We start from the raw sequence: 16,242 nt of genomic DNA on the forward strand, positions 1-16,242 counted from the left end.
GCTTCATGGAAAAGTCATCAAATTATAAAATAGGGATCATCGGGCTTGGATATGTAGGGTTGCCGCTGGCAGTAGAATTTGCAAAAAAGTATGATGTATGGGGCTTTGATATTAAAGAAAGCCGTGTACAGGAGCTGTCTCAGGGCATTGATCATACAAAGGAAGCGGATCTGACAAGCCTCCGCGCAGTATCTCACCATTCGGATAATCAGGCGGGCAGATTGCGGTTCTCTCACAAAACGGAAGACATTGCTGGTTGTAATGTCTACATTCTTACCGTTCCAACCCCTATCGACCATTTCAAAACACCAGACCTCCGTCCGCTGCTGAAAGCTACGGAGATGGTCGGGAAATTGCTGAAAGCCGGAGACATTGTCATTTATGAATCAACCGTTTATCCTGGTTGTACTGAAGATGACTGCGTGCCAGTACTTGAAGCTACTTCAGGGTTAAAATTCAATAAAGACTTTTTCTGCGGATATTCTCCAGAAAGAATTAACCCCGGCGACAAAGTTAACACACTTACTAAAATCATGAAGGTGACTTCTGGTTCTACCGAAGAAGTAGCCGAAGTTGTTGATCAGTTATATCGGAGTATCATCGAAGCTGGCACCTTTAAGGCAAGCAGCCTGAAAGTGGCAGAGGCGTCGAAAGCTATTGAAAATGCACAGCGCGATGTGAATATCAGCTTCGTAAATGAACTGGCTTTGATTTTCGCTCGTATGGAAATCGATACGAATGACGTACTGGAAGCCGCGGCTACCAAATGGAATTTCCTCAAGTTTAAGCCCGGATTAGTGGGCGGGCACTGTATTGGCGTTGATCCATATTACCTGGCACACAAAGCCGAATCGCTTGGTTATCATCCGCAGGTGATTTTGTCGGGCCGAAGGGTAAATGACAATATGGGTATGTTTGTGGCCAATTGCGTCATTAAACTAATGATTAAAAAGGGACACAAGATCAATGCCTCCAGAGCTTTGATCCTCGGGGTTACCTTTAAAGAAAACTGTCCGGATATCCGAAATTCCCGTGTGGTCGACATCTACCATGAACTTAAGCAATTTGGATTGTTGGTAGATATGTATGATCCGCACGCGGACCCCGCTGAAGTGAAGGAAGAGTATGGGATTTTGCCGGTAGAACACCTGGATCGCAAATACGACGCAATCATCCTTGCAGTGTCTCATACAGAATTTAAAGCGCTTGATTTTACTTCACTCAGATACGATGAACAAAGCGTAATTTTTGATACTAAAGCATTCCTCGACCGGTCAATTGTTGACGGCCGGTTATAAATATGCATCTAATATGATACCATTATCAGAACCCAATTTGGGAGGAAATGAATTGAAGTACGTTAGTGATTGCATTGAGACCAATTGGGTGTCGTCAGTAGGCAGCTATGTCGACAAATTCGAGCAAATGTCTGCCGCATATTGTGATGTAGCGAAAGGGATAGCCGCCACTAATGGTACTGCGGCGTTGCACATCAGCCTTATTTTAGGAGGGGTGCAACGTGGTGATCTAGTTATTCTTCCAAATATCACATTTGTTGCACCAGCAAATGTGATTAAGTATATAGGGGCCGATCCTTTATTAATGGATGTTGATAAAGACACTTGGCAGCTGGATACTGTACTTTTGGAGCGTTTTCTAGCTACGGAATGTGAGGTGCGCGGTGGCTACTGTTATCACGTTTCATCTGGCCGTCGCATTCCAGTTATCTTACCCGTGCATGTATTAGGTAACATGGTGAATATGGAGGCACTTATGACGCTGGCCGAAAGTTACCGGCTTACGGTTATTGAAGATGCGACCGAGGCTTTGGGCTCAACTTACAATGGGAAACCAGCAGGCTCATTTGGCCTGTTTGGTTGTTTGAGTTATAATGGGAATAAGATAATTACCACCGGTGGGGGAGGGATGATCCTTACCAATGATGAAAAGCTGGCCGCTAAGGCAAAACATCTAACAACGCAGGCGAAAGCTTCTGCGCTTGATTATTATCACGATGAACTGGGCTATAATTATCGTTTGGTAAATATTCTTGCCGCCATTGGAGTTGCGCAGATGGAGCAACTGGATGCGTTTATTGTTCGCAAAAGGGCTGTGGCAGAAATGTATTCATCTGCGTTAAAAGAGGTTCCGGGTTTCAGGCCGCAGACGGTTACAGCGAATGTTAATCCTAACTGCTGGCTTTACACAGCAGCCTTTCACCGGTCTAAGGAATTGATTGCTTACCTAAAGGAACATCAGGTGCAGGCAAGGCCATTCTGGGTTCCAATGAATCAGTTGCCCGTATTCGAAAATGATGTGTATTACAATAATGGTGATATATCGGGCGAGGTGTTCGGTGATTGTGTAAGCCTGCCTTGCTCATCTGGAATTACTGACGAGATGGTGGCGATAGTGATTAATAAAATCAAGGAGTTTTATGCCTAAAAAACCATTAATACTGGTAGGCGGCGGCGGGCATTGCGTCTCCTGTATAGATGCGATAGAAAGCAGCGACGAATGGGAAATCCTTGGCATTCTTGAACGCGAGGCGACCGCTGTTGGCCGGCGGGTGCTGGGTTACTCTGTACTGGGTACTAACGAGGCGATACCGATGTACGTAGCAAAAGGATATTATTTCCTGGTAACGGTCGGCCAGATTAAGTCGGCTGCTACAAGGCGTACGCTCACTTCGCTGTTGGAGAAAGCCGGGGCGCGGATGGCGACAGTGGTAGCTGCAAAGTCGATTGTTTCGCAGCACGCAACACTTGGCGAAGGCACAATTGTTCATCATTTTAGTGTTGTGAATGCCGGTGCAGTAGTGGGGAAATCAAATATTTTGAATACCGGCAGTATTATAGAGCACGATGTGACGACAGGCGATTTTTGTCATATTTCCACCTCAGCTGTTCTAAACGGCAATGTTAAAATAGGAAATAATTGCTTTATTGGCAGTGGTGTAGTTGTATTGAACGGATTGCAGATTGCGGATGAAGTAGTGCTGGGAGCGGGAGCGATTGTAACCAAAAGCATACACGATTCAGGTATATATGCCGGGGTGCCTAACAAAAAAATCAAGTAATGACGCATACGCTTATTATAGCAGAAGCCGGGGTAAACCATAACGGCGATCTTGCAACCGCTTTTAAGCTTGTGGATGCCGCCAAGGCTGCGGGTGCCGACTTGGTTAAATTTCAGACTTTCAAGGCTGAAAAACTGGTTAGCAGAGTAGCAAGGAAGGCGGAATACCAGGTCAGGAATACGGAAAAGGAATCGGAAACGCAGTTCGAGATGTTGCGGCGATTGGAGTTGAGTGAGAGTGACCATGACGCGCTGATAGCTTACTGTCGCAAAAAGGAAATCGGGTTTTTCTCCACCGCTTTCGATATGGATTCACTTCAATACCTGCATTCCCTGGGTATCACCATTGCAAAAGTGCCATCCGGAGAACTGACGAATCTGCCTTATTTAAGGAAGATGGCCAAGCTGTTTGACCGTATTATTATTTCCACCGGTATGGCTATGATGGACGAGGTGAAAGCCGCGCTGGAGGTGTTTTTGGCAGCCGGTACTGAGCGCTCTAATATCACTGTGCTGCATTGTAATACAGAATATCCGACCCCAATGCAGGATGTGAATCTGCGTGCTATGCTAAGTATACGGGAACAATTGCAGATAACCGTGGGTTATTCTGATCATACGGCTGGCATTGAGGTGCCCATTGCCGCGGTAGCCCTTGGTGCCACGGTGATAGAAAAGCATTTTACGTTAGATAAAACAATGGAAGGTCCGGATCATAGGGCTTCACTGGAACCTGCGGAACTGGCGGCCATGGTAAATGGCATCAGGAATGTGGAAGCAGCGATTGCTGGATCGGGGTTTAAAGAGCCCTCAGCATCGGAGAAAAAAAATATTGTCATTGCCAGAAAAAGTATTCACCTGAAAGAAGCGCTTGAACATGGTGCTGTTCTAAAGGAAGAACACCTGGTGATGTTGCGCCCGGGTGATGGAATTTCTCCATTTGAAATGGATAACGTCATCGGCCGCAGATTAAACGAAAACAAGGAAGCGTATCATAAACTTTCCTGGTCAGATTTAATATGAGAGTTGGTATATTGACAAGTTCCCGTGCTGATTTCGGCATTTATCTTCCGCTATTGAAGGAATTGCGGCGCCATGCGGATGTCCGGACAGAATTGATTGTGTTTGGAACACACCTGTCTCACTGTCATGGTTACACCGCACAGCATATACTAGACGAAGGTTTTTCTATTGATCATCGCATAGAGTCGATGTTGCTGGGCGATACGGAAGAAGCATTGTCGACAGGCATCGGTCTGACGGTAACAAAGTTCGCCAGTTTCTGGCAACAACATGGCAAACGATTTGATTGGGTATTGTGCCTTGGCGACCGTTTTGAAATGTTCGCAGCAGTTGCAGCAGGTATTCCCTTTAATATCAGGTTTGCACATATTCATGGCGGTGAAACTACGCTGGGAGCTATTGATAATACTTTCAGGCATGCGATCACTCACGCTTCCAAAATGCATTTTACAGCCACAGAGGCCTTTTTAGATAAGGTAAAACAACTGGTAGAACCACCTTATCACATCTTCAATGTGGGCGCATTGAGCCTGGACAACCTGGGTGAAATACCCCTTCATACTAATGAAGAAATTCTGCAGAAATGGGATATTGATCTTTCGAAGCCTACCGTATTGGTTACATTTCATCCTGAGACAGTAAAGCCAGAAATAAATGACAAGTATGGTAGGGAACTGGTAGACGCACTGTTGGAACTATCGCAGTACCAGTTCGTAATAACGATGCCTAATGCCGATACCGCAGGGAATCGTTTGCGGGCACTCTTTACCAGCAGTTTCAAAGACAGCGCCCATGTACGTTTGGTGGAAAATTTTGGAACAAGGGGATATTTTACCATGATGGCCCGAAGCCGCTTTCTGCTGGGTAACACGTCAAGTGGCATTATTGAAGCAGCTTCGTTTGACAAATATGTGTTGAACCTCGGCGATCGCCAGCGGGGACGACTTTGCGGCAAAAATGTAATTAATATTCCGGTTTCTAAAACCGCCATACTTGAAGCAGTAACTAATATCGAAAAATTGCCCGCATATAACGACGGTAATATCTATTGGAATGGTGGTGCCGCCGTTCATATTGTAGAGCAGTTAATCAATCATAATAACTTATCCTTGGTATGAACAGGCAGTGGGAAAAACACTTAATCAGCAATAGCGCCACTATTTTACAGGCGCTGGAAAGGCTGAATGATCTGGGAAGCAATCTCACGCTTTTTATCGTCGACGAACATAACACGCTGCATGGTTCGCTGACCGATGGAGATATCCGCCGCGCCCTCATCCGTAACGTTACGGTGGCAGAGCGTGTGGATGCTATCATGAATAAAGATTGTAGTTACCTTGTTAATAAGAACATAGATTTTGTCGTCTTGCAGACGCTTAGAAACCGGCAGATCAAACTATTGCCTATTGTAGACGAACAGAAGCGAATATGCCGGTTGCTGAATCTCGAAAAGGTACGGTCCGTAATTCCTGTAGATGCCGTGATTATGGCGGGTGGAGAAGGACGTAGATTAAAACCTTTAACGGATTCAATACCAAAACCGTTGCTGCCCGTAGGCGATAAACCTATCATTGAACATAACGTAGATCGACTCGATTCGTTTGGTGTGGAAAATATCTATATCACGGTTAAATACCTGGGCGAGCAGATCGAACACTATTTCAAAAATGGAAGGGAGCGGAATATCTCAATCAAGTTCGTGCGCGAAGATGAGCCTCTCGGTACGCTCGGCGCATGTTCGCTGATTAAGGATTTCCGGCATGAATATGTGCTCGTCATGAATTCCGATCTGCTCACTGATATCAACTATGAAGACTTCTTTATAGAGTTTATTCGTTCGGGCGCAGATATGGCAGTGGCCACTATTCCTTATGTAATTAATGTGCCTTACGCCGTTTTGGAAACGCAGGATAATTTTGTACAAACGTTTAAAGAAAAGCCAACCTACACTTATTATTCGAATGCGGGTATTTATCTTGTCCGCAAAGAATTGCTGGAAAATCTGCCTTACAACAGTTTCTTTAATGCGACTGACCTGATGGACGATTTGATTGGCCAGAACAAAAAGGTGTTGTCTTATCCACTACTGGGCTACTGGTTGGATATTGGCAAGCATGAAGACTATAAAAAGGCACAGGAAGATATCAAACATATTTCAGTCTAACAAGTTCGAAAATAGTATGTCGCTTTTAATTACAATTTGTGCACGGGGTGGATCCAAAGGTATTCCCGGGAAGAACATCAAAAAAGTGATGGGACGGCCTCTCATAGACTATTCTGTTAAGATAGCGCAAGCATTTGCGGCGCGTTACGGCGGGCACGTAGCATTGTCGACCGATGACGAAGAGATTGCCACCGTGGCGATGGAGTGTGGATTAGAGAGCAATTACAGAAGGCCTGCGGAACTGGGCACCGACACGGCCGGTAAAATAGATGTGATAAACGATATCGTACTTCATGAAGAAACAAAAGTTGGGCAGATGTTTAAATATGTGCTGGATTTGGATGTAACATCGCCCCTCCGTACACTCGACGATCTGGAAAAGGCATATCGGCTAATAAACGAAAATACCGACGCCCTTACGCTATTTTCGGTGAACGCGGCGGCAAGAAATCCCTATTTCAATATGGTGGAACAGGACGAATCGGGCTATTACCGGCTGTCGAAAAAGCTGCCAGGAAGCGTGTTGACAAGGCAAAGTGCGCCCAAAGTATACGATCTTAATGCATCATTTTACTTTTACCGCCGCGCATTTTTTGATACAGGAAAAAAATCGCCTATCACAGAGCGTTCGCTGGTATATGTGATGGATCATGTCTGTTTTGACCTGGATCATCCGATCGATTTTGACTTTTTAACTTATTTGCTGGAGCATAATAAACTTGAGATATCGCTAATATGAAAGTGCTGTTCATAGGATTAGGATCAATAGCTACTAGGCACCTGAACGCGCTTAGGCAGCTGGTGCCTGGAGTGCAATTGTATGCCCTCCGTTCCGGTATTGGACAATCCTTCGGATGGGAAGGCATAAACGAGTTGTTTAACGCTGACGATATTCCTGCGGATATTGACTTTGGAATTATAAGCAACCCCACCTTCCGGCACGCGGAGGCAGTGGAAATATTGTTGGCAAGGAGCATTCCCATATTCCTGGAAAAGCCGTTGGCCCACCAACTGGATGGACTTGAGCAACTTGTGTCGCGTGTGGAAAAATCGGGTTTAATCTCTTATGTTGCCTGCAATCTCCGATTCCTGCCTTCGTTGGTTTTCCTGCGCAACCATTTGCTGCAGGCTAATGTGATAGTCAATGAGGTGAATGTGTACTGCGGCTCTTATCTGCCCAACTGGCGCCCGGGAAAGGATTTTAGGGATATGTACAGCACTCGTCCGGAAATGGGCGGAGGCGTACATCTTGACCTGTTTCATGAATTGGATTATACTTGCTGGTTATTTGGGATGCCGCAGGAAGTAGATGTACTCCTACGCAACAACTCCACGTTGAGGATTGCTGTGCCCGACTATGCCAATTATCGTTTGTTGTACAAGGGGTTCACCGCACAGGTTACGCTAAACTATTTCCGGCGTGATAGTAAACGCGAGTTGGAAGTAGTAACTGCGGATGGGACATTTACTTTGGACCTGAGCAACAACCACGTCACAAATGAAACCGGCGAAATACTGTTTCATGAGGATGGTGCAGGAATCGCCCAAACCTATCTGTTCCAAATGGAATATTTTCTGAAAGTGTTGCGGGGAGAGGAAAAATCATTCAATACATTAAGGGATTCCTTGTCTATATTAAAAATATGTTTGGCTGATGAGCGGAAAATTAAATGACAAAGTAGTATTGGTCACAGGTGGTAACGGGCTGCTGGGACGAGCTATAGCCGAACGTTTACAGCTCGATGGTGCCATTGTACTGAATGCGGACATCGCGGTTACTACAACCGCTGATCTGTCAAATATTTATTGCGATATTACGAGTGAAGCCTCTGTAAGTCAGATGCTGGAGCAGATCGTGGGGAAATACGGCCGTATCGATGCGGTGGTAAACAATGCATATCCCAGGACGAAAGACTGGGGAACGAAGTTCGAGCAGATTCCGTTTGCTTCGTGGCAGAAAAATATCGATCTGCAACTCAATAGCTATTTTCTGGTCAGCCAGCAGGCTTTGCACTATATGAAATCGGCGAAGTCAGGTGCTATTGTCAATATGTCTTCCATCTATGGTGTAGTGGGACCTGATTTTTCTGTTTATAATGGCACGGAGATGACCATGCCGGCCGCCTACTCGGCCATTAAAGGGGCGCTCGTTAATCTGACGCGATACATGGCCTCGTATTTTGGTCCTTACAATATTCGTGTCAACTGTGTATCACCAGGCGGTGTTTTTGATCACCAGCCAGATTCCTTTGTCAGCAATTATGAGGCGAAGGTTCCGTTGAGGCGTATGGCTTTACCTGCGGATATTGCACCTGCGGTTTCGTTCTTGCTCTCTGGTGACGCCAGCTATATCACAGGCCAGAACCTATTGATAGACGGTGGCTGGACCTGTATTTAAGTTTAAATTATTAATTTGTGTTCTTAATATGAATGTCCGAATCATTCCTCGCCTAGATATAAAAGGCCCAAATCTGGTTAAGGGGATACATCTCGAGGGGCTGAGAGTGTTGGGTAAACCTGAAGCATTTGCGCGCTATTATTACGAAAATGGAGCGGACGAGCTTTTTTTTCAGGATACCGTTGCCAGTCTTTACGACCGTAATAGCCTGCATGACATTATCACGCTTACCGCCCGGGAAATCTTCATCCCACTTACTGTAGGTGGTGGACTCAGGACCATCCAGGATATACGCGATGTGTTGAGAGCCGGCGCGGATAAAGTGTCGATCAATACCGCTGCGATCAAAAATCCGGCTTTTATCAGAGAGGCAGCACTGAAATTCGGCTCTTCTACGATTGTTGTTGCTATTGAAGCGATTCGGCAACAGAATGGTGAGTACCTTGCCTACACTGACAATGGCCGCGAACATACAGGTATAGAGGTGTTGAGTTGGGCGCGACAGGTAGAAGAATTGGGTGCAGGAGAAATAGTGATTACTTCCGTGGACCGTGAAGGAACGGGCCTGGGGTTTGATGTGGAACTTACAAGAATGGTGGCCGAACAGGTGGGAATTCCTGTAATTGCACATGGTGGTGCCAGCAGTCCTGAAGATATAGCTCGCGCAGTTACTGCCGGAAAGGCGGACGCGGTGGCTGTTTCATCTATCCTGCACTACGATTATATCACCCATCAGCAACATGCAGGTAACTATGAGAAAGAGGGTAATACCTCGTTTCTAACCAGTGGCAGAGGATTTAACAAGATAAAACCATGTACGCTGCAGGATATCCGCGGCAAGCTTATTTCTGAAAAAATTCCAACAAGAAGCACCATATGAAGAAGAAAGTAGTGATCGTGGACTATCAGCTTGGAAATCTGTTTAGTGTAAAGCAGGCGCTGCTCAATGTGGGCCTGGATGTGGTAATTAGTTCGCAGGCAGATGACATTAATGATGCCGACGCGGTGGTGCTGCCTGGAGTAGGCGCCTTTGCCGACGCAATGTCCAATCTGGCCAAAATGGGGCTGGTAGATCCCCTAAAGAACTATATAGCCGGGGGAAAGCCCTTTATGGGCATCTGCCTTGGCCTACAGTTATTGTTCACCAACAGTGAAGAGTTTGGAGACAGCAAGGGCCTCGATATCATTCCAGGAACGGTGAAAAAGTTCAAACCATCGCCCGAATTCCCTGTGCTTAAGGTACCTCAGATTTCCTGGAACCAAATTGGCAAGCCGGAAGGTCGGTCTTGGGACGACTCCCCATTGGGAGAAAGTAAAGAGGGGGAATATATGTATTTTGTGCACTCTTATTACGTTGAACCACAGGACCACAAGGTGGCGCTGACCGAAACAACTTATGGTGATGTTAAATATGTATCCAGTATTCTGAAAAAAAATATTTTTGCATGCCAGTTTCATCCGGAGAAGAGTGCGGAAGAGGGATTGAAGATATATAAACGCTGGGCCCTGAACAACCAATTAATATAATTTTATGATGGAAGATAAAAAAACACCAGTCCGCGAAGCCTACTATGGTTTGCCTCATGACGTGAAGTTTTGCTCCAAATGTGTGATGAGCAACCAGCGTCCGGCTTCTGCCATTGAATTCAAGCACACCAAAGACAGCAAAAAAACAACGCTGAATTTTGATAGTGACAACGTTTGCGATGCCTGTCGCAACGGCGACGTTAAAGACAGCATTCAATGGGACAAGCGCGAAGAAGAGCTCATTAAACTTCTGGATAAATACAGGCGGAACGATGGCTACTACGATTGTATCGTATCGGGCAGCGGTGGCAAAGACAGCGCGTTTCAGGCACACGTGTTGAAATATAAATACGGTATGAACCCGCTGACGGTGACCTGGCCTCCAATTCTTTATACCGATTATGGGTATGAAAACTGGAAAAACTGGATCGAAATAGGTGGCTTCGACAACATTTCCTTCAAACAGAACGGAAAGGCCATGAAGTTGCTGACAAAACTCAGCATCGAAAACCTTTTCCATCCATTTCAGACTTTCATCCTGGGTCAGAAAAATCTGGCACCTAAAATTGCTGCCAAGTATAAGATTCCTTTGATCTTTTATGGTGAGAATGAAGCTGAATATGGCAATCCGATCGCCGACAACTCTACATCACTCAGGGATAAATCTTACTTTACGTATAACAACCTCGATGAAGTATATCTCGGTGGGGTATCCATTCGCGAGTTGACTGAGAAATACGAGCTCCGTCTTAATGAGTTAATGTGTTTCCTGCCGGCTTCCGCTTCGGAACTTGCCGAAACCAATATCGACGTACACTATCTTGGTTACTACCTGAAATGGATTCCGCAGGAAGTGTATTATTATGCAGTGGAAAATACTGGCTTCAAAGCCCGTCCGTTCAGAACACAGGGGACGTACAGCAAGTATAACAGCATCGACGATAAAATCGACGATCTGCACTACTATACAACGCATGTCAAATTTGGTATCGGCCGTGCAAGTTATGACGCTTCACAGGAAATTCGTAACAAACACCTCACCCGCGAGGATGGCGTAGCGCTCGTGAAAAAATTTGATGGCGAATTCCCCGACCGCTATTTTAATGAAATTATGGAGTATCTGGACATCAATCCTGATTTCTTCCGTAACGAGCTGTCTGATAAACATCGCTCTCCGCACCTTTGGGGTAAAAACGACCGTGGTGAATGGCAACTGCGCCACACAGTGTCGGGTAATGGTCTCGATGACTAATTTCCAAAATTAATAAATGCCAAATGCTTGCTGAGATTTTTAGAAAATTGAAGTATTGGCGAAAGACTGATCGTATTGGTCCGGATATTCCCCTTACCCATTGGCGGCTTTACTTCAGGTCTACAATGTTGAAACTCTGTAAAAAGAAGTTTCATCACTTTGCGGATACAGCAGAACTTAGGCCTGGCTGTTACGTTGTTGGATGTTCACAAATATCCATTGGTAACAGGGTAGTTATCCGGCCCAATACGCAGTTACACGGAGAAACAGCCACCGCGGCGGTTAGTATCGTTATCGAAGATGATGTGCTGATCGGCAGCGGTGTGAATATTTATGTGGAGAATCACCGGTTTAGCAATCCAGATATTCCCATCATCGATCAAGGGCATGAAAGTTCCAGGCCCGTAAGGATTTGCAAAGGCGCCTGGTTGGGCGCTAATGTAGTGGTACTACCTGGTGTAACGATCGGAGAAGGCGCGGTAATAGGTGCCGGTGCCGTGGTTACAAAAGATATACCACCTCATGGTGTGGCAGTTGGGGCCGCCGCACGCGTGGTGAAACAGCTTCGCTAGTGCTCTCTCTTAATCATGTCTTCTACCAGGTAGATAAATGGAAAAATATCTCAAAATATACTTCTGGCAGGTTACTTCCATTGTATTGAATTTTGTTTCTCTTTTTGTTGTTACGCCCTATCTGTCGTCTTCGCCAACCATTTATGGAATATATATGGTCGTGGTGTCGGCTCTTATCTTCCTCTCTTATGCCGACCTGGGATTTTTAAGTTCAGGGATTAAGTTCGCCAGCGAAGCCTATGCCAGAGGGGCTCGCGAGGAGGAAATGAAGGTTATCGGTTTTGCCGGGTTTGTGTTATTCGTATTTGCAGCTTTGTTTATGGCAGGCCTGTTGTATGTTTCCTTTGCGCCCGATACGCTGATAAATAATATTGCTACCCTGGAAGAGCGGCATATTGCCAGCAAACTTTTTCTGGTGCTGGCAATGTTTATCCCGATAGTAGCGATGCAGCGAATTGTACAGATTGTTTTTTCTGTGCGGATGAAAGATTACCAGTTTCAAAAACTGATGATTCTTGCCAATATTCTTAAAATTGGCGCAGCGTTTTTCTTTTTTGGGAACGGCCGTTACGAAATTATCTTCTATTTTATTTGCATACAAATATTTAACGCCGTCGCGGTTGTAGCCGGTTTAGTGTTGATGAAGAGGACGCTAGGTTACGATCTTCCGCAATTTTTTAAATCAGTGCGTTATTCCCGCGATTTATATGATAAAACCAAACAACTCGCCTTTAGTTCCATCGTTCTAACCCTTAGCTGGATTGCTTACTATGAGCTGGACAGCTTCGTTATTGGTCGTTTGATGGGGCCGGGTAAAGTAGCGGTTTACGCTATCGGCCTTGGATTAACGGCTTATTTTCGCTCTTTATTTGGCGTGATGTTCTCACCCTTCACTGCCCGATTCAATTACTTTATTGGTAATAAGGATGTAGATGGCTTTAAACATTTTTTCGTCCAGGTACTGGTACTCGCTTTCCCTTTCACGACATTTCCAGTAATCACGTTTGTGATGACGGCGAAACCTATAGTGCTGGGTTGGGTGGGGCATAATTACCTGGAGGCGGTGCCAATTGTGCGGCTACTGATCGCGAGTTATGTGTTCAGCTTCATTTCCTATCCCGCGAGCATTCTGATCATGGCAATCGAAAAAAACAAGATGGTACTGCTTACAAGCATATTGTTGCCCTTGGTATACTGGGTTGGCATCATTTTGTTTTTTAACAAGCTGGAGTTGGAAGCATTCGCACTTTTTAAGTTGATTGCCTTCGCCGTTATTGCCGTTGTTTATGCCATTATTATTGTTCGTTGGCTCAATATGCCAGCAGGCACGCTGTTCTTTTCATTCCTGTTCCAAGGTATAATCGTGAGCTTGATAATTGCCGCTGCACTATACTTCTTGAATAGCCGTATTAATCTGCCTGAAAACAAAGTGGGATTTTTCTCCATTTTACTGATCAATGGCCTCTTCTGCGCGCTGGGTATAGGACTCTATTATCTAATCAGTGCAAAGTTCAGAGCATCAGCAGGTTTAATCCTCAGTTCTCTTTTCAAGCGCCTTAAAAAATAAATCGGATGGATATTGCACACATCAACTTACCGATCATGTCTTATAGAAGCATCTACATCGTAGAAAGTGCTTGTTTTTGGCCGGCCGTGCAAGAAGTGGTGGATGGACAGCTCGACCTGGTGCTAACGCTTGATTTTGCGCTGAAAAATAAGTTGACAGAAGAGGGGTTAAAAGTGGTCTATCTCGATCACATATTAAAAACGGAATTCCTGGAGCGCTGTAATTTTGAGTTGCATAACTTTCTGGATAACTGGTACAAACAGCCTGATGGGAGCGATTTTTTTACTTTTCGTGATATACCCACAGGAAATTCCTTTTTATTGAACCTTGTTAATCCGGTGTCTTATCACGTACACTTCCTCGTTAACCTGCTGGCTGTTAAAAGTTTACAATACGAGCAATTATATGTAGCGGCGGAAGATGTTACCGTCCTTGGGCTGTTGAATGAACTGGAAATTCGTCACACGCTGTTAAGTGATGTACCGGTACGTAAAGCGCGGACCTATTTTTTCCCGATTTCGAAATGGATGAATGAAAAAATTTCGGGGAGGAGCCTGAAGACGAAGGTGCGAGATTTTATTTACGCTGCACTTGACAAGAGTTTATCGGTATATGACTACGTATTCACTCGTAACAAAACATATGTTATGGTGCAACACTATTTTCCTACAGCACCAATAATTCAACAGTTGCGCCAGGACAAAGCCATTTTGCTTGTGGTGAAAAATTACAGTAAAACACTTTGGGGTATTTTAAGGGAAAGGCGAATTCCGCCCGCCGCGACTGCCGACAGGTATGAAGTGCTTGGGAAAGAGGCCTTCAAACGTTTTAATGCTACGACATTTGCTTCCTGGGAGATAGGCGGTTTTGATGTTGCGGGATCGCTCAAGGTCGTGATCGAAAACATTATTGAATCGTTAGTACCAGAGGCATTCGCTAAAGTTGGGGCGATTGCCCGTTTTTTCGGCCGTTACCCGGTTAAGCTAATGATTCCTGTCACGGATCTCTGGATGGAGAATAGGTTGATCATGAATTACTGCAAGCAACATAAAATACCGGTGTTTATGGTTATAAACGGCTTGCTGATACATAATTTTGAAAAGGAAGGCCGCGACTGCGATTGGGTAAACGGTTACAGTCAGACGATGAAGGATGATTATTTTTACGGAGCGGAAAATGTATGGTGTCTCGGGGATCCAAGGATGGATCACTACGCAGTTCAATCGCCCCGAAACGTTAATCGAAATACGCCCAACATTACGATCGGTGCGGCCGGGTATAGTCCTGTAGATTTAAACTCCTACCTGGCTTATGAGTTTGAGTTTATTCATGGAATTCTGACCGCATGTAGGCTTTTGAAGCAGGAGGGCCGGGCATTTACCATTACATTAAAGATTCGCGCGAATAATTATTCGGGACACTATAAAACCTTTGTAGATGAGTATTTCGGTGATCTTTCCGTGCAGGTGATCCAACATACGCCATTTCAGGAAGTGATTTTAAAAGCGGATGTGTACATCAGCTTTTTTTCACAAACAATATTTGAAGCGACGGCTTTGCGTATTCCAGCAATTTACTACAAGAATGATACTCAGGTACTTAACCGCCCATTTGACCAGCAGTCAGAACTGGTGACGGTTTCGACCCCGGAGGAACTTGCAGGGGCGCTGCACGCATTTTTCGAAGCAGATGAACGGTTTGATCTGTTAATGGATAGGCAGGTACTTGAGAAGTACATCGGTCCGATGGATGGTCGCAACACCGATAGAAATATAGCGGCCATATATAGTTTGATAAAGTAAATTCTGCTATATTTAGTCGATTTTGTAAACACAATCAACCACTTTATGAATCAAAATTGGATTGTTAAACAAGCCCTGGCTAATGTAGAACAATGGGATAGTAGCCTGACGTCTTACTATCCGGACACGCAGCGCTGGATGAATGATCCCGAAGCGTATCTGCAAAGGCTTGTTGTAGAATGCAACTATTTAAACGCAGTAAAACAACTGGATTGGACTAAGTATCTCAATCCCGGTTCTACAGTGTTGGATATGGGATGCGGTGGAGGATGGCTGAGTGCCTATCTTTCTGCCATGCCTCAGGTTGAAAAAGTGGTGTCGATCGATTCCAGCCAGAATTATTTGGATAATTTTTTACCTGCGGTGGTGCAAAAGTTAAACGGAGATATTTCTAAGATCGAAACGATACAGGGATTTTTTTCACCGTTGATGTATGCCGATAAAAGCCTTGATGTGCTGGTAATATCCTCAGCGCTTCATCATGCAGACAATATCGCCTCTACCATGAAAGAGTATGAACGCGTTCTGAAGCCCGGAGGTTGGTTAATTATATTGAACGAAACGCCGGCGTCTGGTGCCAGGTATATTTTCTCGGTGTCAAAAGTATTTACAACAATATTATTGGATACTGTAACGCAGAAATACCGGTCATCGGTTAAGAAAATATCCGCGGGAGGATTTCTCTATGATCCGTATCTCGGTGATGTGGATTACCCAGTATGGTACTGGAAAAAAGCAATCTCCGATGCGGGTTTTAAGCTTGAAAAAATACACCTTACAGGACTAGCGACGGTGGTTGGAAAGAAAGGCCGCGAGCTCACGCATTTTATATGTCGTAAGCCCGCTTGATTTTCAGTAC

The 16,242-nt window shown here is 45.0% G+C and carries 16 protein-coding genes; all 16 read left to right on the forward strand.

The window, feature by feature from the left end; translation table 11 throughout:
• Nucleotides 1-5 precede the first annotated feature (5 nt).
• Entirely contained in the window at nt 6-1,298 is a 1,293-nt protein-coding gene (locus QZT80_RS22085; RefSeq protein ID WP_295127380.1) for a nucleotide sugar dehydrogenase, read from the forward strand.
• Nucleotides 1,299-1,311: 13 nt separating this feature from the next.
• Nucleotides 1,312-2,445 carry a LegC family aminotransferase gene (locus QZT80_RS22090; protein ID WP_295127383.1) on the forward strand — a complete coding sequence of 378 codons (1,134 nt, stop codon included), beginning with the start codon at nt 1,312-1,314 and terminating at the stop codon, nt 2,443-2,445.
• Nucleotides 2,438-3,079, forward strand: a complete 642-nt coding sequence (locus QZT80_RS22095) for an acetyltransferase (RefSeq protein ID WP_295127386.1) — start codon at nt 2,438-2,440, stop codon at nt 3,077-3,079. Before QZT80_RS22090 ends, QZT80_RS22095 begins: the two co-directional genes overlap by 8 nt.
• Nucleotides 3,079-4,101 (forward strand): N-acetylneuraminate synthase, encoded by a 1,023-nt coding sequence (gene neuB, locus QZT80_RS22100; protein ID WP_295127389.1) that lies wholly within the window; start codon nt 3,079-3,081, stop codon nt 4,099-4,101. Before QZT80_RS22095 ends, neuB begins: the two co-directional genes overlap by 1 nt.
• Entirely contained in the window at nt 4,098-5,219 is a 1,122-nt protein-coding gene (gene neuC / locus QZT80_RS22105; RefSeq protein WP_295127392.1) for a UDP-N-acetylglucosamine 2-epimerase, read from the forward strand. The genes neuB and neuC overlap by 4 nt, the downstream gene beginning before the upstream one ends.
• On the forward strand, nt 5,216-6,265 hold the full coding sequence (locus tag QZT80_RS22110) for a nucleotidyltransferase family protein (RefSeq protein WP_295127395.1): 1,050 nt from the start codon (nt 5,216-5,218) through the stop codon (nt 6,263-6,265). Before neuC ends, QZT80_RS22110 begins: the two co-directional genes overlap by 4 nt.
• Nucleotides 6,266-6,281: 16 nt before the next feature.
• On the forward strand, nt 6,282-7,004 hold the full coding sequence (locus tag QZT80_RS22115; RefSeq protein WP_295127396.1) for an acylneuraminate cytidylyltransferase family protein: 723 nt from the start codon (nt 6,282-6,284) through the stop codon (nt 7,002-7,004).
• Nucleotides 7,001-7,939 carry a Gfo/Idh/MocA family oxidoreductase gene (locus tag QZT80_RS22120; RefSeq protein WP_295127399.1) on the forward strand — a complete coding sequence of 313 codons (939 nt, stop codon included), beginning with the start codon at nt 7,001-7,003 and terminating at the stop codon, nt 7,937-7,939. The genes QZT80_RS22115 and QZT80_RS22120 overlap by 4 nt, the downstream gene beginning before the upstream one ends.
• Complete coding sequence (locus QZT80_RS22125) at nt 7,920-8,663, forward strand: oxidoreductase (protein WP_295127401.1); 744 nt, start codon at nt 7,920-7,922, stop codon at nt 8,661-8,663. Before QZT80_RS22120 ends, QZT80_RS22125 begins: the two co-directional genes overlap by 20 nt.
• 28 nt (nt 8,664-8,691) lie before the next feature.
• Complete coding sequence (gene hisF / locus QZT80_RS22130; RefSeq protein WP_295127404.1) at nt 8,692-9,543, forward strand: imidazole glycerol phosphate synthase subunit HisF; 852 nt, start codon at nt 8,692-8,694, stop codon at nt 9,541-9,543.
• Nucleotides 9,540-10,190, forward strand: a complete 651-nt coding sequence (hisH, locus tag QZT80_RS22135) for an imidazole glycerol phosphate synthase subunit HisH (RefSeq protein ID WP_295127407.1) — start codon at nt 9,540-9,542, stop codon at nt 10,188-10,190. The genes hisF and hisH overlap by 4 nt, the downstream gene beginning before the upstream one ends.
• 4 nt (nt 10,191-10,194) lie before the next feature.
• Nucleotides 10,195-11,442: an N-acetyl sugar amidotransferase gene (locus tag QZT80_RS22140; RefSeq protein ID WP_295127410.1), complete on the forward strand. Its 1,248-nt coding sequence runs from the start codon at nt 10,195-10,197 to the stop codon at nt 11,440-11,442.
• 125 nt (nt 11,443-11,567) lie between these two features.
• On the forward strand, nt 11,568-12,014 hold the full coding sequence (locus tag QZT80_RS22145; RefSeq protein WP_295127413.1) for a DapH/DapD/GlmU-related protein: 447 nt from the start codon (nt 11,568-11,570) through the stop codon (nt 12,012-12,014).
• Nucleotides 12,015-12,051: 37 nt separating this feature from the next.
• Entirely contained in the window at nt 12,052-13,581 is a 1,530-nt protein-coding gene (locus QZT80_RS22150; protein WP_295127416.1) for a lipopolysaccharide biosynthesis protein, read from the forward strand.
• Between the two features lie 5 nt (nt 13,582-13,586).
• Nucleotides 13,587-15,383, forward strand: a complete 1,797-nt coding sequence (locus QZT80_RS22155) for a hypothetical protein (RefSeq protein WP_295127419.1) — start codon at nt 13,587-13,589, stop codon at nt 15,381-15,383.
• A 45-nt stretch (nt 15,384-15,428) separates the two neighbouring features.
• Complete coding sequence (locus QZT80_RS22160; protein ID WP_295127422.1) at nt 15,429-16,232, forward strand: class I SAM-dependent methyltransferase; 804 nt, start codon at nt 15,429-15,431, stop codon at nt 16,230-16,232.
• Nucleotides 16,233-16,242: the final 10 nt, after the last annotated feature.

Origin of the sequence: uncultured Chitinophaga sp. (assembly GCF_902168175.1) — a bacterium.
Taxonomy (GTDB): domain Bacteria; phylum Bacteroidota; class Bacteroidia; order Chitinophagales; family Chitinophagaceae; genus Chitinophaga.